Genomic DNA, 22,958 nt, shown 5'->3' with positions numbered 1-22,958 from the left:
ATGAAAACAAAAACAGAAATCATAATTTGTGGTGATTTATGCCCTACTGCTGATACTCAAGTTTTATTTGATCAAGCTGATGTAAAAAGCTTGTTTAATGATGTGCTACCAGTATTACAAAAGGCTGATTTTGTAATGGGAAACTTAGAGTTTGTTCTTACAGATGATGCAAAACCGATACGTAAATCGGGCCCTGTGTTATATGGTAAAACAAGTTACATTGATGTTTTCAAGAAAGCGGGGTTTGATCTTTTAAGTTTAGCAAACAATCACATCAAAGATTGTGGAGAAGCTGGCGTAAAAACAACCTTAGCAACTTGCGAGTCCGCAGGTATCGCTGCTTTTGGAGCGGCATCTAATTTGCAAGATGCTAAAAAGCCATATATAAAAGATATAAATGGTTGGAAAATTGGCTTCATGACGTTTGCAGAGCAGGAGTTCAATGTTGCTTCTAATGAGGAATATGGTGCGAGCTATTTAGACCCTTATGATGATTTTGACGTGCTACAAGAGCTAAAGAAAAAAGTAGATTATGTAGTTGTTATTTATCATGGTGGGATCGAGTATTATGAATACCCTAGTCCTTTATTGCAAAAAAAATGTCAAAAATTCATCGATAAAGGAGCTGATTTGGTTACCTGTCAACACAGTCATTGCATAGGAACTATAGAGGATTATAAGCAAAAGAAAATTATTTACGGTCAGGGTAATACTTTATTTGGGTATAGAGAAAATAATGACTCATGGAATCAGGGATTATTAATTCGACTCTTATTTGTTAATGAACACGCTGCACCAGAGATTAGCTTTGTTTCCATACAAGCAGTTCAATCAGGTATTGAACTTACCAAGGATATGGAAGCCCAAAAGCGACTAGATACAGTTGCGACTAAGTCACAAAATTTAACCAATAAAACGTTTTTAGAGCAGTCTTGGAGTACATTTTGTCTGAATAAAACAGCCTTTTACTTTGCCTATTTATTAGGATTCAACAGGCTATTTATCCATTTGAATAGATTTTCTAAAAATAAATTAGTCTCGATTTTTTATCCTAAAAAATACATTAGAACTAGTCAAAATATTGTGCGATGTGAGGCTCATAATGAGGTTTTGCATACTATTCTCAACCATCATTTAAAGAAACAAAAATGATCATTTATTTTATAGTTCTGTTCCTAGTTATGATATTATTGACTATGAGCGAAAGATTAAAAACTGCACCAAATAAATTTTCATTCTATCAAATTATTGCAGGGGTAGTTTTAGTTTTATTTGAAGGTTTACGGTCTAGTAATGTAGGTACTGACACTAATAATTATGTTGGAATTTTTAATGGTTTGAAATATAACACTCATGCTTTTAAAAATAGTGATAGTACCATAGAAAGTGGCTATATGTTCTTACAAAATATTGCTTTTGCGATATCATCGGAGTATTGGTCATTGTTAACGGTAATCGCTATTGTAGGTGTTTTTATTTCCTTAAAATCGTTTCAGTTACTGTCTTTAAATTTCAAAATTTCGGTTTTTTTATTTATTACCTTGGCTTCCTATTTGTTTTTATTCAATGGCGCCAGACAAGGGCTTGCCGCTTGTGTCTATGGGATTGCATTTTTTTATTTAGTAAATAAAAAATTATGGCACTATGTGTTATGGGTTTTTATAGCAACTTTATTTCATAAAACAGCATTGATTATGCTTCCTTTTTTTTACATTCTACACTGGAAACTTAGTGTAAAAAAAATGCTGTTGTTTGTCCTAGTATCATTAATCGCTTTATTGTATTTGAGTACTTTTTTGAGTTTATTTGAGGATAATGTGCAGGAGAGATATGCCGTTTATGAAACGAGAGGGGCACAAGGAGGCTTTTCATTAGGATTGTTTTTTATTGTGCTTTCCTTTTATCTGGTTTATTTGCGAAAGAAGATTACATTAATTAATCAATATAGATATAATATTTATTTAAATACTTGTGTTTTCAGTTCGCTAATTTATTTTGTTGTAATCGCAACGGGACGCGATGTAAATTTTATTAGATTGTCTCTTTATTTTATGATAGGGTATTTTTTAATTTGGCCTATAATTTTTAAAGATGTTAAATTTTTTCAAAGCTCATTTGGTAAAATTATATTCTACACGATACATTTATTATTTTTTGCAGTTTATTTATCTAAAATGTCCAACTTAACGCCCTATCAATTTAATTTTAATTTATTTTACTAGAATATGTCAGTAACTATTGCTATCCCTTTTTATAATGCAAAGAAATACTTGCCTGATGCGATTAGATCTGTTTTTGCACAAACTTATCAAGACTGGGAGCTACTGCTTATTGATGATGGGTCTACAGATGGCTCGTTAGAAATTGCTCAATCGATAAAAGATCCAAGAGTACGAGTTATAGCTGATGGGAAGAATAAAAAATTAGCGGCTCGTTTGAATGAAGTTACTCACCTAGCTAAGTTTGAATATATTGCCAGAATGGATGCAGATGATTTGATGTCTCCAGTGCGAATTGAAAAACAGTTGCATATTTTAGAAAATAATAAAAATATTGATTTAATTTCAACAGGAGTTTTTTCTGTAATGAATGATTTATCCTTAGTTGGCATTAGAGGTAATGAACACACAACTATAAACTTTGAAGCATTAATTAATAAAAAAGCAAGTATTGTTCATGCTGCTGTTATCGCTAAGAAAAGTTGGTATCTCCGCAATAAGTATGACGAAAGTTTAGCTGTTGCGCAAGATCTGGATCTTTGGTTAAGATCGGCTAGTGCAAATGATTTAAATGCTAGAACAATTGCAGATCCACTCTATATTTACAGGGAAGAAAATAATGTTACGATTAGTAAAATCATTAGAGCGTATGATAATGAACGCAGAATGGTACGCAAATATGCAACCAACGGACGTTTTAAATTATTGGCTACTATACATTTAAAAACGCTCGGGGTTAAAATTTTAAATACTTTGGGTTTAATGGGTTGGTTACTAAAGAGAAGAGGTAATGGCGTTATTGAAAAAAAGTTCTTAGACGATTACTGGAAAGTTATAACAACAATAAAAGAAACCTATGTTGAAGGTTTAAAATAGAGAAATATGACCAAGCCTAAATTGTTTATTTTAACAACAATTCCACTTTCTTTAATTTTTTTTAGAGGTCAAATACGTTTTTTAAAATCAGAATTTGATGTTGAGATAGTGTCTAGTTCAGGGGACTATTTACAAAGTATCGCAACAGAAGAAAAAGTGAAACACCATACTATCGAAATTCAGCGTGAGATTTCATTTTTGAAAGATTTAAAAAGTCTAATTCTTTTAATTCAGCTTTTTATTACAAACAGACCTCAAATGATTCATGGTAGTACACCGAAAGCGGGACTACTCTCTATGATTGCAGGCTGGTTTGCTAAAGTGCCTGTTAGGATTTATTACGTACATGGATTAAGATATCAAGGTGCTACTGGTTTAAAGAGAAAAATTTTAATGAATTTTGAATCGTTAAGCTGTTTTTTTGCAACTGATATTTTTGCAGTAAGTCAAGGTGTCCAAACAGAGTTAGTTAAAGATGGCATTACTTTAAAAAAAATCCAGATTATCTTAAATGGTAGTGTCAACGGGATCAATACTGATTTTTTTTCGCCCACTAATACAGGAATTCAGGATGTAAAAAAACAGTTTGATATAAGTGAGAACGATTTTGTTTATGGTTTTGTAGGTAGAATTGTTCGAGATAAAGGTATAAATGAATTAATCAATTCATTTCTCGCTATAAATAAAGAGCAGCCGCACACAAAGTTACTATTAGTAGGGAATTATGAAGACGAATTAGACCCAATTGACGATGCTTTAAAATTAGAAATACGAACCAATAAGAATATAATTTTTGCTGGTTTTCAGCAGGATGTAAGGTCGTTTCTTAAGATAATGGATGTATTTGTATTTCCAAGTTATAGAGAAGGTTTTGGTGTATCGCTAATGGAGGCTGCAGCTATGAATGTTCCTTCTATAGCGGCTGATATTATTGGTTGTAATGAAATAATAAAAAGTGGTTATAATGGAATATTAGTTCCTATAAAATCAAAAGAAGAACTGCAAAAAGCAATGGAATTAGTATTGCACAATCCCAGTTTAGTTGCGCAAATGAAAAATGTTTGTAGACAGTATGTTATTGATAAATATGATCAAAGTAAATTGTGGGAAGCTACATTATCTAGTTATTCAAAGCTTAGTGTGTCAAAAGATTAATTATTAAATCTAAAATGAAATGAGAAACGTAATATATGATGATTTGTATCGGTATGAAGGCAAGAAAAGCCTAACACTTTTAGCACGGTACGTCTTCTTTACGGCGTCTTTTAGATACATTTACTTGTATAGAAAAGCAAAGTTAGCCTCAAATAGCATTAGTAAATTATTTTGGGGGGTTTTATTAAGAAAGTGTATGTTGCAAACAGGAATTCAGATTCCTTCAAAAACAAATATCGGGCGTGGATTTAGAATTGTTCATTTTGGTCATATAGTTATTAATCCAGCTGCAATTATTGGTGAAAATTTTAATATTTCTCATGGTGTAACAATAGGACATTCTGAGGGGCGTATGTGGGGGTCGCCTACAATAGGAAATAATGTCGTAGTTCAGACAAATGCGGTAATTGTAGGGAAGATCAATATTGGTAATGATGTTTTAATTGCGCCTAATGCTTTTGTAAATTTTGATGTGCCAGATGGCAGTATAGTTATTGGCAACCCAGGAAAAATTATTAAATCAGATAAAGCTAGCGCAAAATATATTGTGTTTTCGGTAACATAAGGTTTTTTTAAGATTTTTAGTTGATGCAGTTTTTTAAATTTTTTTTAATAGTTACTCGTTGGATGTACTTTTAACAAACATCAGTCGTTTTTGCCCCGAACTTACTTAGTGATAATCGAAACTCACGAAAATTACCATCAAAAACAAATCACACTTAACGGATTGTACTTGCTGAAAAATCAATAAATAAGACAAAATATACTTAAAAAATTAATTCAAAATAAAATAATTATGACAACAATATATGGCAAGCAGGAGTTGACATAAGGATTCAAAATTTAAAAAATGTTGCTGATCAGTGCTAAATTGATAAGATTACAAAACAGTTAAAAAAATGTATGGTTTTTAAGTAATTAGTTTTTATTCTGCATCAATGAAAAGAGTGGTTTTAATGATAATAAAATTTATATAAATAAAAATGTATACAGTTTTTTTTAAGAGAATAATAGATTTTGTATCTTCTTTAATAGGATTGACACTACTAAGTCCTCTCTTTGTATTTTGTACCATAGGATTGTTTTTTGCTAATCAAGGCAAGCCTTTCTTTTTTCAATTACGTCCGGGGAAGAAAGGCGAAATATTTAAGATTGTAAAGTTTAAAACCATGAATGACAAGAAGGATCCACAAGGGAATCTCCTTTCAGATGCCGAACGATTGACAAAAATTGGGGCCTTTGTACGTAAAACGTCGTTAGATGAAATACCACAATTATTAAATGTTCTTAAAGGAGATATGAGTTTGATAGGTCCAAGACCTTTGTTAGTACAGTATCTTCACTTGTATTCTGATTTTCAAAATAGGAGGCACGAGGTAAAGCCAGGAATAACAGGTTGGGCACAAGTGAACGGGCGTAATGCTATTAGTTGGGAAAAAAAATTTGAATTGGATGTTTGGTATGTGGATCATATTTCCTTTTTATTGGATATAAAAATTCTATTCAAGACAATTCAGAAAGTAATTAAAAGTGAAGGAATAAATGCTGCAGATGCAGCGACAATAGAACCTTTTCATGGATAGTAAAGTATATTTGTACGGGGCCAGCGGGCATTGTAAGGTAGTTATTGATGTTCTACAGTCTAATAACCAGGAAATTCAAGCCATTTTTGATGACTATCCACAATCGGATTTTCTATTAGGGATTCCGGTAGCTTCCTTTAAAGAAAGAAGTAGCTATGCAGATGGTAAAATGCTTATCGCTATTGGAGATAATAGTATTAGGAAAAAAATTGCTGAATATCTTGGTACTGCTTTTTGCAGTGCTCTTCATCCAAAGGCCATTGTTTCTCAATATTCAAAAATTGATGTAGGGAGTGTAGTTATGGCTGGAGCTGTAATTAATGCGGCAGTTGAGATAGGTAAACATTGTATCATTAATACCGGTGCGGTTGTGGAGCATGATTGTTTAATAGCAAATTATGTTCATATATCGCCTAATGCGTCTTTAGCTGGTAATGTGAGTGTTGGGGAAGGGAGCCATATTGGGATAGGTGCGACTGTAATTCAAGGAATTAAAATTGGCAAATGGAGCATCATTGGTGCTGGAGCAGTAATTCTCACAGACGTACCTGATTATGCTGTAGTAGTGGGTAATCCCGGTAAAATAATTAAATTTAAAAATAATGAATAATAAAAAAATATGGCTTTCCTCTCCTCATATGGGCGGAAACGAACAAAAATTTGTAAATGAAGCTTTTGATACCAATTGGGTTGCGCCTTTGGGGCCTAATGTAAACGGTTTAGAACAAGATTTGGAATCCTATTTGGGCCAACATGCTGCTGTTGCTGCACTTAGTTCGGGTACGGCGGCAATTCATTTAGGATTAGTTTTATTAGGGGTTAAAGCAGGAGATGTAGTGTTGTGTCAAAGCATGACATTTTCGGCATCTGCAAATCCTATTTTGTATCAAGGAGCTACTCCTGTTTTTATAGATAGTGAATCACAAACCTGGAACCTTTGCCCTATTGCTCTAGAGCAAGCTATTATTAGTGAGATTGCCAAAGGCAAAAAGCCTAAAGCAATTATTGCCGTGCACTTGTATGGAGTACCGTATCAAATTGAAGCGGTACGTGCAGTTGCCGATGCCTACCAAATCCCAATTTTAGAGGACAGTGCTGAGGCACTAGGGAGTGCATACAAAGGGCAAAAATGCGGTACTTTCGGAGATATTGGGGTGTTGTCTTTTAACGGTAATAAAATCATCACTACTTCTGGCGGTGGTGCTATTGTAACTCCTACCGCAGACCTAAAGCAAAAAGCAGTATTTTATGCGACTCAATCCAGAGATGAGGCACCGCATTACCAGCACAGCGCCATTGGGTACAACTACCGCATGAGTAATATTTGCGCCGGAATTGGAAGAGGGCAAATGGAAGTGCTGGATGATCACGTGGCCAAACGCAGGGCGATGCATGATTTTTATGCTGATTTCTTTATGGCATATGAAGGAATTTCGGTTTTTACAGTACCAAATGACGATTATTTTGCAAATTATTGGTTGAGTGCTATAGTTGTAGATCCTCTTTTAGCGAATGGGTTAACGCGCGAGACACTAAGATTGGCCTTAGAAGCTGAAAATATAGAATCAAGACCGTTGTGGAAACCGATGCATTTGCAACCTATTTTTGAAAAGTATCCGTATTATGGAGGTACTGTTTCTGAAAGCTTGTTTGATACCGGATTGTGTATGCCATCAGGATCTAATTTATCCGATGCAGATCGAGAACGTATAAGTACGGTATTGATTACTATATTAGAGCCTTTTTTTTAGTGATATAGGGTTATTTAATTATTGGATATGATAATCATTAGTATTAGACGACCTTAATTAAGAGTGTTTTTATCGAATTACTTTTTCGTTAATTTTTTTTAACTGAGGGCTAATGACTTTCGACATTAGACTTTCGACTTTGTAATTTGTCATCCGGAGGTACGAAGCATCTCTACAGAGTTTTCATTTTTGCAGACGATTGAGTTTTTTTATGATTATTCTTTACTTTTGTCTTGATACATTGCTATCCGAAAGTTTTAATAAAACCTGTAATACCATTCTGCAGAGCCTATAAATAGGATGTTATTACAAAATTATGCTAAAAATAAGTCAGAACTGAATTCTAATTTAGGTTCTGACCTTATTTTTTTAGCTCCATTTCCAATTTCATTGCAGACATAATCTAAACTTAAATAATAAACTAAATAAATTCTGATTTTTTCGACCAAAGTATAGAACGATTTATTCTTTTTTGCTATTGTACTATTAATTAATTCAAGCAATAAATAACTGATTAAAACAATTTAAATTTGCGATTTAAACGCATTTTCATTTGTACCTAAAAATGTTTTATTTGCAGACTTTGTTTCATTGCTTTGAAAAATAACTTTATATCCCATCTTTTTTTTGCATCAATCAGCAATGGTCCTTGCTGACCGTTCTACATTGTTTGTGATTATCTCAATAACCTTGTTTTCATCTTCTTTATATACATAAACTCATTTTAATTGCTGCTCGTTTATACCTGTCTCAACTGCTTTGTTGTTAGTTAAAACGATAATTTCGTCTTTTAGAATACCTTGATCTCCATTCTCCGGCAAGTCCAATTCTTGCACAGTTTGATACAATGTATCCGTCTATATTCGAGTAACAAAAATATTTTCTACTTGAATCCGATGCAACATCAACGTGAAATCAAAATAAGCCCTGTCTTCTATGACAATTATTCCTTTTGGAAAAATTAACTGCCCAATACCGTATTGGTCGTGTGTTTTTGCTGGAGTTATATTTATCAAGTCTGGAATCTGCAAATTATTATCCCTGCAAGTATGTATCTTTAAACTATTTTCGGCTGTCAGTCCCAATAGCTATACAGGATTGTCCAGTCAAATATGCTTAAACACAGACTAATTGTGGTACTATCAATGATTTTTATAGTTCGCCCTTTAATTTTGGCAATTACATTATGTTCTGAATCACTTTTTAAAACACTTTCATAATGCTTTAAATCCCCATAATACATCGATTCAAAAACTTTTCAATCTTTTTTTTATTGCCGTCACTCATAGTGGATCTTGCAGGACTTTGGTTTAAACCTAAATCTCCAATAAAAGTCTCACTAACCTCAGTTCCAGTGAAAAATATCGTTTAAAATATAACATTTATTTAGCTGTCCGTATGTTAAAGCAACAAATTAATCGTAAGTCTCGTGTTTACTAGAACCATTGTCTGAATTGTACTTTTTGCTATAAGATTCAAGCATCATCGAGGAACTAGGTCAATAATTTGTCAATCAATTGGTTTTTTAAATATTTTTGTTTCGCATGAAGAGTACCGTAAAATATTTTTCGCAAAACAAAAACAAGGGAATCCAAGGTACTTTTTGTTTTAGACTTTCGGATGGTAGTGAAAACTTATGAAATAAATTGTACAAGAATCAATTACTATTTATAATACATAGACCAGATTATTCCAATTATATGCTTGAGCCTAATGAAATTGTACGAACAAAATAAAATTAAAAGAGAACTTATAAAAATAAACAGTAATGAACCAAGGCTTATTACTGTTTAAAAATTGTATTTTTATTTTTTATTAATCCTGTATCACTTTTTCAGGACCAGACACAATACAATTATTTGCTTCATACTTCGGGACGAAATCACTTGAACATGTAAAAAGAATGTAAATGAAACAATTAGTACTCAATAATCGTCTAAATATCTTTATTGAGGTATAATTAAAAAAAAACTAAAATTCATTTTTATATGTTTTTTAAAATAAGTTTTGATAACAGTCGTAGGGTAAAACAACTCGAATTGATGAAAAATAGTACAGAAAATTAATATAGTCAAGCTAAAGAATACCTATATTTGCAGCCATAAAAAATAAAATAATATGAAACACTCTTTGTTACTAAATAAAATAGTTCCTTTTATAATTTTAGTGTTGTTGTTCTCTTGTGCTTCAAAGAAAGACATGATTTATTATCAGGATGTTGACGTTTTGGGTAAACAAGAAAAAGCAAATTCATATGAAATTACCATACAACCAGATGATTTGCTCTCTATAATTGTATCTGCTGAAGATCCTGAAATAGCAGCTCCCTTTAATTTGACTGCGGTAACTTCACAAAATGTTAACAATGTGGGAGCGGGTGACGGACAGTTAAGGGTGCAACGTTATTTAGTAGATGCCAATGGAAATATAGATTTTCCAATTTTGGGAAAATTAAAATTAAGTGGTTTAAGTCGAACAGAATTATTAGATATGTTGCATGCTAAGATATCAACTTACATCAAAAACCCAATTGTAAACATACGAATTGCTAATTTTAAAGTGTCAGTTCAAGGAGAGGTTAATGCTCCAGGTTCGTATACCATTGAATCGGAGCGAATAACTTTGATAGAGGCATTGACTATGGCCAAAGATTTGACGGTTTATGGAAAAAGAAACAATATCCTTATCATTCGAGAAATTGATGGTGTCAAATCATATAACAGGGTAGATATAACAAATGCAAGCTTCATGAATTCTCCTTTTTATTATTTAGCTCAAAATGACGTGATATATGTAGAGCCTAACCAGAATAAAATAAATAGCGCTGCGGTAGGACCAAGCACCACTATTATTTTTTCGATTACTTCTATCTTAATCACATTAGCAACACTTATAATTTCTTCTTCAAAATAAAACGGTTTTATGGAAAACAATCTGCTAAACGAAAATTCAGAACAGGATTTTCAAATTAGAGCTATTATAGATCAATATATCATCCATTGGAAATGGTTTGTTTTAGGAGTCTGTATTAGTTTGTCTGTTGCGTTCATCTATTTGAGATATGCATTACCCCAATATAGAGCTACAACTACTATACTTGTAAAAGATGAGAAAAAGGGCGGTTTGTCTTCTGAGTTATCAGCTTTTGCCGATATGGGATTAGGTGGCGCCAAAAAAAGTCTGGATAATGAAATTGAAATACTCAAATCTAGAAGCTTAATTGAGAGTACTGTAAAAAAGATGAATCTGAATATAAATTTTGTTGTTAATGGCAAAATAATCAGTAATAGTCTCTATAAAAAATCACCAATATTAGTCACTTATTTAGATCAAAAACAAGATTTTTACAGTAAAAGTATCTCTTATGAATTTTTAGCGCTCTCTGAATCAACCTTTAAGTTAGAAGGCTTACTAAAACAAAATGATATTTTGTCTGATAAAAAAGTATTTCGTTATGGTGAGGCCATAGAAACTAAATATGGTACTTTAGTTATTAATAAATCGCTTGTTAATGTAAGGCCGTTTGATGCAAATAGTAAACCAATTACGATTTTAATAAGTCCGCTTGATAACGTGGTTTCTAGTTTTAGAGCGCGCTTGAATGTAGCGCCTTTGAGTAAAACAAGTAGTGTTGTAGAGCTATCGCTAGTAGATCCTGTAGTGGAGAAAGCAGAAGATTTTTTGGATAATTTGGTTCAAAATTACAATCAAGATGCCGCAGCAGATAAAAACTTTATATCTGAAAATACCTCTAAGTTTATTGCAAATCGTTTAGCATTGATTACTGAGGAGTTAGATGGAGTAGAGCAAAACGTAGAAAGCTTCAAAAGCTCTAACCAATTGACTGATATCGAGACGGAGACTCAATTGTTTATCGGAGGCTCAAATGAGTATGATAAAAAAGGTATTGAAGCAGATATCCAACTGAATGTCATAGGTTCTATGGTTGATTTTATAAAAAAAAGCAAGCCTACTGATTTATTGCCTAGTAGTATAGTTGGTGGCGAATCTAAAGATCTTATTGTAGCATACAATCAGTTGGTTTTAGACCGTAATAGAATCTTGAAAAGTGCTACTGAGGCTAACCCTACAGTGATTAAATTGAGCGAGCAATTAAATGCTTTAAGATCAAATGTATCAGCTAGTTTAAATCGTGAGCAATCCAATTTATTAATTCAAAGACGTGATTTAAATAATCAAGAAGAGTATTTGAATAGCAAAATTAAAAAGATTCCTACTCAAGAACGTCAGTTTCGCGTAATTGCACGCCAGCAAAAAGTAAAAGAGGAGTTGTACTTGTATTTGTTGCAAAAAAGAGAAGAAACTGCTATTGCTATGGCGGCAACCGAATCTGTTGCGCGTGTAGTTGATGGTGCTAAAGGCTCAAAATCACCTATTTCGCCTAAAAGAAGTTTAATTTATTTAGGTGCTTTGTTGTTGGGACTTTTGGTTCCTTTTGCGGTTATCTATCTAATGGATTTATTGGATACTAAAATAAAAAGTCGTTTGGATTTAGAAGGAAAATCTCCAGTTCCATATATAGGGGATGTACCTACTTCAGATTCTCCTTCGGAGCTTATTGAAGCGGAGAGTCGATCTAGTACTGCAGAAGCGTTACGTATTATCCGTACGAATTTAGAGTTTATGCTCACCAAAGTTCCAGAGGGACTATCTAAAATTATTTTTTTAACATCTACTTTTCCTAAAGAAGGAAAGACTTTTGTTTCAGTTAATCTTGCAGCTACTTTTGCCCTATCTGGTAAGAGAGTCTTGTTGATAGGAATGGATATTAGGAATCCTAGGTTGGATGATTATTTAACTTTACCGGACAAAGGGGTTACTAATTATCTGTCTTCAAAAGATTTAGTGATTGAAGATCTTATTGTTAAATATAAAGGATTTGAGAATTTTTATGTACTCCCTGCTGGTGCAATCCCTCCTAATCCGGCAGAGCTATTAATGAATAAGAAAGTTGATACTCTTTTCGAAACATTGAAAAGTCAATACGATTATATAATAGTAGATACAGCACCAGTGAGTTTAGTGACAGATACGCTATTGATTGCCAAACATGCGGACTGTTTTATTTATGTAGCACGAGCTAATTTCTTAGAAAAGCGTATGTTAAATATTCCAAATACCTTGTATAAAGAAGAGAAGTTGAAGAATATGTGCTTGTTGTTAAACGACACTGATACTACTAAAGGCTATGGCTATGGTTATGGTTACGGTGTAAAAGTAGAAAAGATACCTTGGTATAAAAAGATATTTAAAATGTAGTTCATTTGATATTCTATTTAAAAAGGTTTGTAAAGATGTATTTTCTTTATAAACCTTTTTTTTGTAAGAGGATTTTTTTATAGTATTTGCGAACCCAAAACTTAGAGTTGTATAATTGTAATACTTTGCATGTAGTATTTATAATAACAGTTCGCTTTATCCCGAATTAGTTTCAGTGTAAACTGAATTGACGAAAAATTACCATCAAAAAGTAATTATACTCAAATGGCTTAATTGTAATAGAAAATTTATACTGAGAGTTTTGTTCATTATCGTAGTATTGCTAATTTTTTTTTTTTTTTTTGAAAATACAACTAAATTGAGTCGAACCTAATTGGTGTTGGTGAATAGTTTAAAAGGCCTTTTTTTCAATTGAATTATTTTTTAGATGTGCTGGAGACCTAATGTAATGGTTTTAAATGAGTATTGGTCCTAGAGCTAAATGGCGTTAGAAGATTTTGTTAAAAAAAAATACTTAAATGCACCAAAATATATAGTTATCGAACTCAGGATTATCATACAATTTAACATTTATTGATATATCTTTGTTGCATCATTCTGAAAAATAACGGACATTGTCCTGCTACTTATTTAAAATAAAAAAATAAAAGTATTACATGGTCATTGAAAAAACAGGTATTGAAGATTTACTAATTATAACCCCAACCGTTTATAACGACGATCGTGGTTTTTTCTTCGAAGTCTACAATCACGCTAAGCTATATGAAAATGGGATTAAGTTCCAATTCATTCAAGACAATCAATCCTTCTCTAAGCAAGGTGTAATAAGAGGATTACATTTTCAAATTAGCCCTTTTTCACAAGCTAAATTAGTGCGGGTATTGCAAGGACAAATTCTTGATGTAGTAGTAGATTTACGTAAAGATTCTCCTACTTACGGACAGCATTTCAGTGTTGTTTTGAGTGCAGATAATAATAAGCAATTATTGGTACCGCATGGTTTAGCTCACGGCTTTTCCGTTTTGAGCGAAACAGCATCTGTGATGTACAAAGTAGATCAAGTGTATCATAAAGAAAGTGAAAGAGGTATTCGATATGATGACCCTACATTGGCCATAGATTGGCAATTAGATTCTAAAGAAGTTATTGTTTCGGAAAAGGATTTGATTTTGCCTAGTTTTAATGAAATAGATTGGAGTTTTGATTCATAAAGAAAAAATTTTAGTTACTGGTGCTAAAGGACAATTGGGGTCTGAATTAGCTGTATTGTCAGATAAGTATACTCAGTTTGAATGGGTTTTTACTGATAGAGAAGAACTGGACCTATGCAATCTAGTAGCTTTAGAAACTAAATTAGGTACTTTAAGTCCTCAGTTTATTATCAATTGTGCTGCTCATACTGCTGTGGATAGGGCAGAGTCTGAGCGCGAATTGTCAGATGTTTTAAACCACCAGGCAGTTGCAGTGCTAGCAAAATGGAGTCATATCAATGACTGTAAATTGATTCATGTTTCTACGGATTATGTTTTTGACGGTACTGAAGCTAATGCATTGACTGAAACGGCTCCAACAAATCCTATTAATGTTTATGGGACGACTAAGTTGGCAGGTGAAAAGTCCTGTTTGCAAGAAAATCCCAATTCAATTATAATCAGGACATCATGGGTATATTCCAGTTTTGGGAATAATTTTGTAAAAACGATGTCCCGATTAATGCAAGAAAGGGATAGCTTAAATGTTGTAAATGATCAGATAGGAAGCCCCACTTACGCTGCAGATTTGGCTGAGGCTATCATGACAATAATAGCAAATACGCATTGGCAAGCAGGTATTTATAATTTTTCTAATGAAGGAGAGATTAGTTGGTATGAATTTGCATTAGCAATTAAAGAATTAGGCAATTTTGATTGTGAAGTTAGCGGAATTCCTGCTTCAGATTATCCTACACCAGCAAAACGTCCTCAATATTCTTTATTGGATAAAACTAAAATAAAAGATACTTTTGGAGTTGTAGTGCCGAATTATAAAGAAAGTTTGGGGAAATGTTTAAAAATTATATAAAATGAAAAAAATAGTAATTACTGGCGGTGCCGGTTTTATAGGATCTCATGTTGTACGACTTTTTGTTAATAAATATCCTCAATATCAAATTTTTAATTTGGATGCCCTTACTTATGCTGGAAATCTTGAAAATATTGCCGATATTGAAAAAGCCCCAAATTATACTTTCATAAAAGGAGACATCGTTGACGCTGCATTTATTGATGCTTTGTTTGCGGAACATCAATTTGATGGAGTATTGCATTTAGCTGCTGAATCTCACGTAGATCGCTCCATAACGGATCCTTTATCTTTTGTGAAAACAAATGTGATAGGAACTATGAATTTATTGAATGCCGCCAAAACAATATGGAACGGAAATTATGAAGGGAAACGTTTTTACCACATTAGCACTGATGAGGTTTATGGAAGTTTAGGTGCGGAGGGTTTATTCACTGAGACAACCGCCTACGATCCTAATTCTCCTTACTCTGCTTCAAAAGCGAGTTCAGATCATTTTGTAAGAGCCTACGGTGAAACGTATGGTTTGCCTTATGTGTTGACAAATTGTTCTAATAATTATGGACCTTACCATTTTCCTGAAAAATTGATTCCTTTATTTATCAATAATATCATTCAAAATAAGCCTTTACCCGTTTATGGCGATGGGAAATATACGCGTGATTGGCTTTTTGTTGAAGATCATGCCGTTGCAATTGATTTGGTTTTTCACGAAGGTAAAAACCACGATACCTATAATATTGGTGGTTTTAATGAATGGCAAAATATTGATTTGGTAAAGTTGCTTTGCAAAATAATGGATGATAAGTTAGGAAGAGCTGCTGGTACATCTGAACAGTTAATAGCTTACGTAAAAGACCGTCCTGGACATGATTTACGCTATGCAATTGATGCAAGTAAGATTAACACTGAGTTGGGATGGAAGCCATCGGTTACTTTTGAGCAAGGTTTGGAAAGAACCGTAAATTGGTACTTAGAAAATCAAGAGTGGTTGAATAATATTACTTCTGGGGAGTATGCTTCGTATTACGAGAAACAATACACAAATTGAAAACGAATTTAAAGCGAAATAAAGCGAATTTCATTAATGGATGCAGCCAATAAAATACTCTATAAAGAAGAAAGCTTTGCCATAATTGGTGCTTGTATGAAAGTACATCGAACATTAGGAGCAGGATTCTTGGAGGCAGTGTACGAGGAAGCATTGGAGAAAGAATTTCAAACTTTGAAAATTCCCTTTAAAAGGCAGGTAAAATTCGATTTATATTATGACAATCAGAAATTACAAAAAAAATATAGAGATGACTTTGTTTGCTATGATACAATTATTCTAGAAATAAAAGCAGTATCACAAATACCAGTTGCATTATACGCCTAGTTAACCAATTATTTAAAATGTACAAATCTAGAATTAGGCATGTTGATTAATTTTGGCACGTCTTCATTAACTCATAAAAGAATAATCAATTTAAAGTAATTCGTTTTAATTCGTTTTAATTCGGAAAATAAGTAAAATATTATGAAAGGAATTATATTAGCAGGAGGCTCCGGAACTCGTTTGCACCCATTAACCTTAGCGATGAGTAAACAAATGATGCCGGTGTATGACAAGCCTATGATTTATTATCCATTGTCTACTTTGATGTTGGCTGGAATTAATGAAATATTAATTATTTCTACGCCACACGATTTACCTAATTTCAAGAAGTTATTAGGTGATGGAGCATCAATAGGTTGCAGATTTAGCTACGCAGAGCAGGCTATTCCTAATGGATTAGCGCAAGCTTTTGTAATTGGGGAAGAGTTTATTGGAAAGGATAGTGTAGCATTAGTTTTAGGGGATAATATTTTCTTTGGTGCTAATATGGATGATTTACTTCGAAACAATACCAATCCTAAAGGGGGAGTTGTATTTGCATATCACGTATCTGATCCAGAACGCTATGGTGTAGTTGAGTTTGACGATAATTTAAAAGCACTTTCTATCGAAGAAAAACCTTTAGAACCTAAGTCAAACTATGCGGTGCCTGGTTTATACTTTTACGATAACTCGGTAGTCGAAATTGCTAAAAATATTAAGCAAAGTGCTCGTGGTGAATATGAAATCACTGATGTTAACAAAGTATACTTAGAAAAAGGAACCTTGAAAGTTGGAATTCTGAGCAGAGGAACAGCATGGTTAGATACAGGAACTTTTAATAGCTTGATGCAAGCTGGACAATTTGTCCAGGTTATTGAAGAGCGTCAAGGATTGAAAATAGGATGTATTGAAGAAATTGCTTGGAGACAGGGCTTTATTACAGAACAAGAATTAGTAGCATTGGCTGAGCCATTGAAAAAATCGGGCTATGGTGAATATCTTTTAGGATTGTTAAAGTATAAAATTTAGCTTATTTGACTTAGATTTCACAGTTTTTTCTGTGCTAATAGGTACAATATATGTATTATGTCAAGTTTGCCGCTGGAGTTCTTTCTAAGCCTACAGAAAAATCACTCCCGAAACTAGTTCGGGATAAACGGATCAGTCTAAAAATTACCATCATAAGCTAATGATAGTTAACGAAAAAATATGGTTCTTAATGAATAGTGCCGACAGACAATTAGTTGCGTGAAAATATAAATTACAAACTAGTTAGTTAGAATTATATAGTTCAGATATTGATAGCTAAATATGAAAGTTTAACCATATAAAAAAAGAGTTTGAAAGTCCAATTCTTGGATTGATACAGCTATTTTTTTCTCTTAGTAAAGTGAAACAACTTTTAATAAACGCAAATACGAGGTGTCTTTGTGTTAAAGAAAGACACTAAATGGAATGATTCCCAGCGGGTAAATTGCAATACGACTAATTGTAGTGAATAGTACCACAATAAAAGAATTTTACTTTTTCGATATGCACAATAACTCAATTTCATATTAGTTTTTCACTAAACCGTAAGCCTTTTTTGACTAAATAATTTAAAATTTGAATTGAATTACTTTTTTTATCTATGCTTTAATCGTTATTTTTGTTACACTAAAATAAGTAATGTTAAAAATATATCTATTTTGAGCACCATAAAAAAAACTGAATCATCATCATCATCAAACCTTAATTTTTTTTCAAGGGAAAACTTGAAGTTCAGCATTCATAATCTACGCTATCTACCCAGATGGATTATAGTTATGATGGACTTTTCAGTTTTAGTACTCTCGTTTTTTTTTACTATCCTCATCTTTAAAGGGACAGGATTAGACTATGTCATTACTCCTTACAATTTCAGGTTTATAATTGCTTTATTTAGTGTCAATATTTTCTTTTTCTGGTTGTTTAGAACCTATTCTGGGATTATTAGGCACTCTTCTTATATTGATGCCGTTAAGCTTTTGTTTTCTCAAATGGCAGTATTGGTGCTGTTTCTTTTTTTTAATTTTGCATACGAATTGTTGTATGGAGAGAAAGCTTTCCTGAATACCGCTTTTTTTATAAACATAGTGCTTTCCTTTTGTGGATTGTTTTTATATAGAGTTATAATCAAACAAACTTTTGAAATCTATTTTTCAGAACGAGGTACAAATAAATTAATAAGAACCATAATTTATGGTACTGATGCTAATGCCATATCGGTAGCTAATGCTTTAAAATTTGAAACACCCACCCGATTTAAAATTGTAGGGTTTGTTGATAAAAACAATCAAAATGCAACAAAGCGTATGCTGGATTTGCCAATTTTGATTAAAAAGAAAAAATTACCACCGTTGATGCGCTCCGTAAATGCTCAGGCCGTAATCATTGCTGACAAAAGTTTGTCCAAAGAGGAGCAATTAGTAATTGTAGACCAATGTTTAGAGTTTAACTATACGGTGTATACTGTGCCCTTAATTTCCGATTGGGAAAATCAAAAAGAGATTAGCCAAAAAGTAAAAAATATTCAAATTGAAGATTTACTGGAAAGAAAACCTATCGTATTAGATAACAAATCAATTTCTAAACAGCTAAAAGACAAAACCGTTTTAATCACGGGAGCCGCTGGTTCCATAGGTAGCGAAATTGTTCGTCAGGTAATAGGTTTTAATCCTAAAGTTGTAGTTATATTAGATCAGGCTGAAACTCCGTTGCATAACATGTGTCTGGAGATGAATGATTTAGTATCTAGTTCAAAAATGCATGCCATAATTGCTGATGTTAGGAATAAAGAGGCAATGAATAGCGTTTTTAAAAAATATGAGCCTCAAGTAGTTTTTCATGCGGCAGCGTATAAGCATGTTCCATTGATGGAAGGAAACCCTTCTCAAGCTATTCTTACTAATATTGAGGGTACTAAAATTATTGCTGATTTATCTTGCCTTTACAAAGTCAAAAAATTTGTAATGGTATCTACTGACAAAGCAGTAAATCCAAGTAATGTAATGGGAGCTAGTAAAAGGATTGCCGAAAAGTATGTGCAATCTTTACAATTAAAGAATACGAATAACGGCGAAAAGAATGCTACTAAATTTATTACCACTCGTTTTGGAAATGTTTTAGGCTCTAATGGATCAGTTGTTCCTTTGTTTACCAAGCAAATTGCTACCGGAGGTCCAATAACGATTACCCATCCAGATATTATCAGGTATTTTATGACTATACCTGAGGCGTGCCAACTGGTTTTAGAGGCTGGAGCTATGGGTAATGGTGGAGAGATTTATATTTTTGACATGGGGAAACCAGTTAAAATTATTGATTTAGCTAGAAAGATGATTAAGTTAGCCGGTTTTGTTCCAGACAAGGATATCAAAATACAAATAGTAGGTTTAAGACCAGGTGAGAAATTATATGAAGAATTATTGAATGATACTTCAAAAACACTTCCTACGTATCATGAAAAAATTATGATTTCTGAAGAAATTTCAGATGATTTTGAGGATTTAAGCACAGATATTGAAGAGCTTATCAGTATTGCTAATAATTTTGATAATGATAGAATAGTTTTAAAAATGAAGCAAATTGTGCCTGAGTTCAAAAGTATGAATTCTACTTTTGAGCTATTAGATAAATAGCATAGCATTAATAAATAGCAAAATGGCCTAAAGTACTACTTTAGGCCATTTTTTTTTATCAATAAAATAATCACTATCCCAATTTGAAAAATTGATTATTCGCAATAACTTCTTTTAGAGGTGTAGCGTCTTTCAGATTTATTTTTTGTTTGAAGGCGGCAACATGATTGTCATGATGTACATCAGAGCCTACGTAGTCATACATTCCTTTTTGTAATAACTGATCTGCAATTTTAGATATGGCTACACCATAATACCCAACTACTGATAATAAATTTAGCTGGAATAAACAGCCAGCTCTTTTCAGTTTTATATATTCATTAAAATTATTGTTATAAAATAAATACCTTTCCGGATGTGCTAATACGGGAATGTAACCAGCCACTTGTAAATCAAAAAGTATAGAGTATAACTGAATGGGCGGATTTATATAGGACATTTCTACAAGCACGTACTTGTCTTTGAGAGTCAATAAACTTTGAGATTGGAACAGTTGTACAAACTGATCGTCCATAAGATACTCAGCTGCTGTATTAAAAGGAACTGTAATGTTATTCTTTTGCAGTTCTAAAACTGTTGAAGCTTTTTTTTCCAGAATTTGTTCATGAGTATTGTCCCAAACATGTTGAATAATGTGCGGTGTGGTAATAAACTCAGAAATCCCTATTTCTTGTAATGCTTGAGTTAATCTCAGCGTATCTCCAAAATTTTTTGCACCATCATCTATACCTGGTAACAAGTGGGAGTGGATATCAATATGATAATCTGGAATTAAATCTTTAAGTATGGGTTTTGATTTGAAGAATGTTAACATACTGCAAAGTTAATGAAAAGTGATTGGTTTTTTGCAATCAATATGCAGGTTTGAGTGTTTTTATCTTCCAAAAAGAATGATGCATTTTAGTAGATAAATACTACTTTGTTTATGCAAAGACATTTAGTTCTGTAATGCGAAAATAATCCTTTGGAATTAAAACTAAAGGTTTATTAAACAGCGGTAAATTACTTGTTTTTTTCTTCGTCAACAATTAGTTTTAAAGAATTGATGTAGTCTGTATCAAATTCTATAACTCTTATTTTGTTTTGTTTAAAACTCATTTCGCCTTCAAAAATACCTTCGGGTCCTAAAAAATCGATTACCAGCTCTTTCTCGTTCAGTTCTATTAGTTTGCCTATATATACTGCTTTATCCGACTTTTTAGTAATCTGAAAAATCTCATACTTATTAGCTAAAAAATCAATGATAGAATACAAATCTTTAAGAGGGATTATTTCCTCTGCGCTTGTTTTAAGGCCTTTAAGTTTAATTACTCTTTCTGTAAATTCATGATCTTTGTCTTGAATAATTGACTTTATATTTTTGTTTTTTAGAATTGTATAGCCATCAATTATAAAATCTACAGGATTGTTTTTTAATAATATCCAATCTTCAGTCCAATCTATAAGAAAACCACTAAAGACATCTTTTTTGTCTTCAAACTCTATTGAAATTAATTGTCGTAAGTATTTTTCCATTGTGTGTTTTGAGTTTCGATAGTATTTTGCAACTACTGTAAGTTCGTCTGAAGTGACTGTTTAATACCCTAAAAGCTTATTTCAACTTAATCATAACGTAAATGTATTGGATTTAAATCACAATTAAAATTCTTTCGATAAAAAGTTGTTTCATCGTTTACAACAGATTTAATTTTTTTGAAAAGTGTAAAAAATCTGTAAAAGGGCTCAGAAGATTCTGCCAAAAAATAGATGGATATTCTACTTGTGTATTAAAGTAGTCGATTGGTAGTTAATTATTGGTAATATTTGTAATCTAATAGTATATTCGCTGAAAAATATCTCTTTCAACAGCTAGGCTTTGCCTCAAAACTGTAAGTTAGAGCAGCGAAGCGTACCCAAAAGTTTTATTTTGGCCGTGCATATTATGTTATCTAGCCTTAAATAGTGGATAATTTTTAAGAATAATTAATAATGCGCCGCTTTTTTTAAGGAAATACCCAATACAAATTATTTATATTTGCCTAGTAATGATGTTGTTTGCTGAGTAAAATAAATGAGCTCTTGTTTCTCGATTCCGTACGAGAGGACAGGCTCGAAATAAAAAAATAACGATAGGATTTTAGCATAACCCAATGAACCAACCCGAACAAACCAATACCACGTGGCTGTTTGAAATAACACCTAAAAACAAATTCTTCTCGCTAAACCTCAAGGAAGTTTGGCAATACCGTGATTTACTGATGCTTTTTGTAAAAAGAGATGTAGTGACGGTATATAAACAAACAGTTCTGGGACCACTATGGTATCTGATACAACCTTTGTTTACCTCCGTAACTTTTACGATTGTTTTTAATAATCTTGCTGGAATCAGTACGGGGAATGTACCTCCTTTTTTATTCAATCTGGCTAGTATAACGGTTTGGAATTATTTTTCTACCTGTCTGTCAGGGACCTCTAATACGTTTGGTAATAATGCAGGGATTTTTGGGAAAGTCTATTTTCCACGGATTATAGCACCATTGACAACCGTTATTTCTAACTTGGTCAAATTAGTTATTCAGTTGCTTATATTTTTAGGTTTTTTTGTCTATTTCTATAAGGATGGAGCTGCCATTTCATTTAATAAATGGACTTTTTTTCTTCCTTTTGTAATTCTTATTATGGGCGTGTTAGGCTTAGGCTTAGGAATGATTATTTCCTCTATGGTAACAAAGTACCGTGATCTAATGTATTTAATAGGTTTTGGTGTTCAGCTTTTAATGTATATTTCGGGCGTGTTTTATCCTATGAGCTTGATTGCTAGCAAAATGCCTAAGTACGCTTGGATAATTGTTTATAATCCGGTAGCCTACATTATTGAAACATCTCGTTTTATGTTGTTGAGTGTTGGCGAATTACCTTTTGCTGGTATGGCGTATACAACAATTGTTACCATCATAATCTTTTTAGTAGGCGTTTTGCTATTTAATAGAACGGAGAAGCGATTTATAGATACGGTTTAAATTTATTATTATTGATTACACGATTAACCGAAAAAACAGTTAACCAATTATTCC

Annotated in this window: 18 protein-coding genes and 2 pseudogenes; 17 read left to right on the top strand and 3 right to left on the bottom strand. The window is 32.6% G+C overall.

Annotated features, from left to right (window positions below):
• The 8 genes from DFR66_RS01435 to DFR66_RS01400 all read left to right on the top strand — a co-directional run bounded on the left by DFR66_RS01435 (position 1) and on the right by DFR66_RS01400 (position 7,584).
• Positions 1-1,152, top strand: coding sequence for a CapA family protein (locus tag DFR66_RS01435; RefSeq protein WP_114753078.1), 1,152 nt, complete (start codon positions 1-3; stop codon positions 1,150-1,152).
• A gap of 44 nt (positions 1,153-1,196) precedes the next feature.
• Positions 1,197-2,222 (top strand): EpsG family protein, encoded by a 1,026-nt coding sequence (locus tag DFR66_RS01430; RefSeq protein WP_158634631.1) that lies wholly within the window; start codon positions 1,197-1,199, stop codon positions 2,220-2,222.
• A 3-nt stretch (positions 2,223-2,225) separates the two neighbouring features.
• Entirely contained in the window at positions 2,226-3,095 is an 870-nt protein-coding gene (locus DFR66_RS01425; RefSeq protein ID WP_114753076.1) for a glycosyltransferase family 2 protein, read from the top strand.
• Between the two features lie 6 nt (positions 3,096-3,101).
• Positions 3,102-4,250: a glycosyltransferase family 4 protein gene (locus tag DFR66_RS01420; protein ID WP_114753075.1), complete on the top strand. Its 1,149-nt coding sequence runs from the start codon at positions 3,102-3,104 to the stop codon at positions 4,248-4,250.
• A gap of 19 nt (positions 4,251-4,269) precedes the next feature.
• On the top strand, positions 4,270-4,815 hold the full coding sequence (locus DFR66_RS01415) for a serine O-acetyltransferase (protein WP_114753074.1): 546 nt from the start codon (positions 4,270-4,272) through the stop codon (positions 4,813-4,815).
• 418 nt (positions 4,816-5,233) lie between these two features.
• Positions 5,234-5,833: a sugar transferase gene (locus DFR66_RS01410; RefSeq protein ID WP_114753073.1), complete on the top strand. Its 600-nt coding sequence runs from the start codon at positions 5,234-5,236 to the stop codon at positions 5,831-5,833.
• Positions 5,826-6,443 (top strand): acetyltransferase, encoded by a 618-nt coding sequence (locus DFR66_RS01405; RefSeq protein WP_114753072.1) that lies wholly within the window; start codon positions 5,826-5,828, stop codon positions 6,441-6,443. Before DFR66_RS01410 ends, DFR66_RS01405 begins: the two co-directional genes overlap by 8 nt.
• Positions 6,436-7,584: a DegT/DnrJ/EryC1/StrS family aminotransferase gene (locus tag DFR66_RS01400; RefSeq protein ID WP_114753071.1), complete on the top strand. Its 1,149-nt coding sequence runs from the start codon at positions 6,436-6,438 to the stop codon at positions 7,582-7,584. The genes DFR66_RS01405 and DFR66_RS01400 overlap by 8 nt, the downstream gene beginning before the upstream one ends.
• A 314-nt stretch (positions 7,585-7,898) precedes the next feature.
• Here the strand turns inward: DFR66_RS01400 and DFR66_RS01395 are convergent.
• Positions 7,899-9,149: pseudogene (locus DFR66_RS01395) on the bottom strand (IS4 family transposase).
• Between the two features lie 553 nt (positions 9,150-9,702).
• Here DFR66_RS01395 and DFR66_RS01390 point away from each other — a divergent pair.
• From DFR66_RS01390 to DFR66_RS01350, 8 genes and pseudogenes are all read left to right on the top strand, one after another.
• Positions 9,703-10,497 (top strand): polysaccharide biosynthesis/export family protein, encoded by a 795-nt coding sequence (locus DFR66_RS01390; RefSeq protein ID WP_114753070.1) that lies wholly within the window; start codon positions 9,703-9,705, stop codon positions 10,495-10,497.
• Between the two features lie 9 nt (positions 10,498-10,506).
• A complete protein-coding gene (locus tag DFR66_RS01385; RefSeq protein ID WP_114753069.1) occupies positions 10,507-12,864 on the top strand; it encodes a GumC family protein in 2,358 nt (785 codons plus the stop codon).
• 617 nt (positions 12,865-13,481) lie between these two features.
• Entirely contained in the window at positions 13,482-14,036 is a 555-nt protein-coding gene (gene rfbC / locus DFR66_RS01380; RefSeq protein WP_114753068.1) for a dTDP-4-dehydrorhamnose 3,5-epimerase, read from the top strand.
• Positions 14,026-14,886, top strand: a complete 861-nt coding sequence (rfbD, locus tag DFR66_RS01375) for a dTDP-4-dehydrorhamnose reductase (protein WP_242008612.1) — start codon at positions 14,026-14,028, stop codon at positions 14,884-14,886. Before rfbC ends, rfbD begins: the two co-directional genes overlap by 11 nt.
• A 1-nt stretch (position 14,887) precedes the next feature.
• Positions 14,888-15,937, top strand: coding sequence for a dTDP-glucose 4,6-dehydratase (gene rfbB / locus DFR66_RS01370; RefSeq protein ID WP_114753067.1), 1,050 nt, complete (start codon positions 14,888-14,890; stop codon positions 15,935-15,937).
• Positions 15,938-15,973: 36 nt separating this feature from the next.
• Positions 15,974-16,363: pseudogene (locus DFR66_RS01365) on the top strand (GxxExxY protein).
• Between the two features lie 42 nt (positions 16,364-16,405).
• On the top strand, positions 16,406-17,275 hold the full coding sequence (gene rfbA / locus DFR66_RS01355; RefSeq protein ID WP_114753065.1) for a glucose-1-phosphate thymidylyltransferase RfbA: 870 nt from the start codon (positions 16,406-16,408) through the stop codon (positions 17,273-17,275).
• A 668-nt stretch (positions 17,276-17,943) separates the two neighbouring features.
• On the top strand, positions 17,944-19,905 hold the full coding sequence (locus DFR66_RS01350; RefSeq protein WP_394336342.1) for a polysaccharide biosynthesis protein: 1,962 nt from the start codon (positions 17,944-17,946) through the stop codon (positions 19,903-19,905).
• Positions 19,906-19,978: 73 nt separating this feature from the next.
• On the opposite strand, the gene DFR66_RS01345 is transcribed toward DFR66_RS01350, so the two are convergent.
• Both DFR66_RS01345 and DFR66_RS01340 read right to left on the bottom strand, forming a co-directional pair.
• A complete protein-coding gene (locus tag DFR66_RS01345) occupies positions 19,979-20,719 on the bottom strand; it encodes a tyrosine-protein phosphatase (protein WP_114753063.1) in 741 nt (246 codons plus the stop codon).
• A 188-nt stretch (positions 20,720-20,907) separates the two neighbouring features.
• On the bottom strand, positions 20,908-21,420 hold the full coding sequence (locus DFR66_RS01340; protein ID WP_114753062.1) for a hypothetical protein: 513 nt from the start codon (positions 21,418-21,420) through the stop codon (positions 20,908-20,910).
• 614 nt (positions 21,421-22,034) lie between these two features.
• Here DFR66_RS01340 and DFR66_RS01335 point away from each other — a divergent pair.
• The gene (locus tag DFR66_RS01335; RefSeq protein WP_114753061.1) at positions 22,035-22,904 is read left to right on the top strand and encodes an ABC transporter permease; all 870 of its coding nucleotides are present in this window, start codon (positions 22,035-22,037) and stop codon (positions 22,902-22,904) included.
• The last annotated feature ends 54 nt before the right edge of the window (positions 22,905-22,958 follow it).

Origin of the sequence: Flavobacterium glaciei (assembly GCF_003350545.1) — a bacterium.
GTDB lineage: Bacteria > Bacteroidota > Bacteroidia > Flavobacteriales > Flavobacteriaceae > Flavobacterium > Flavobacterium glaciei.
This window is presented reverse-complemented; position numbering and strand designations above follow the sequence as displayed.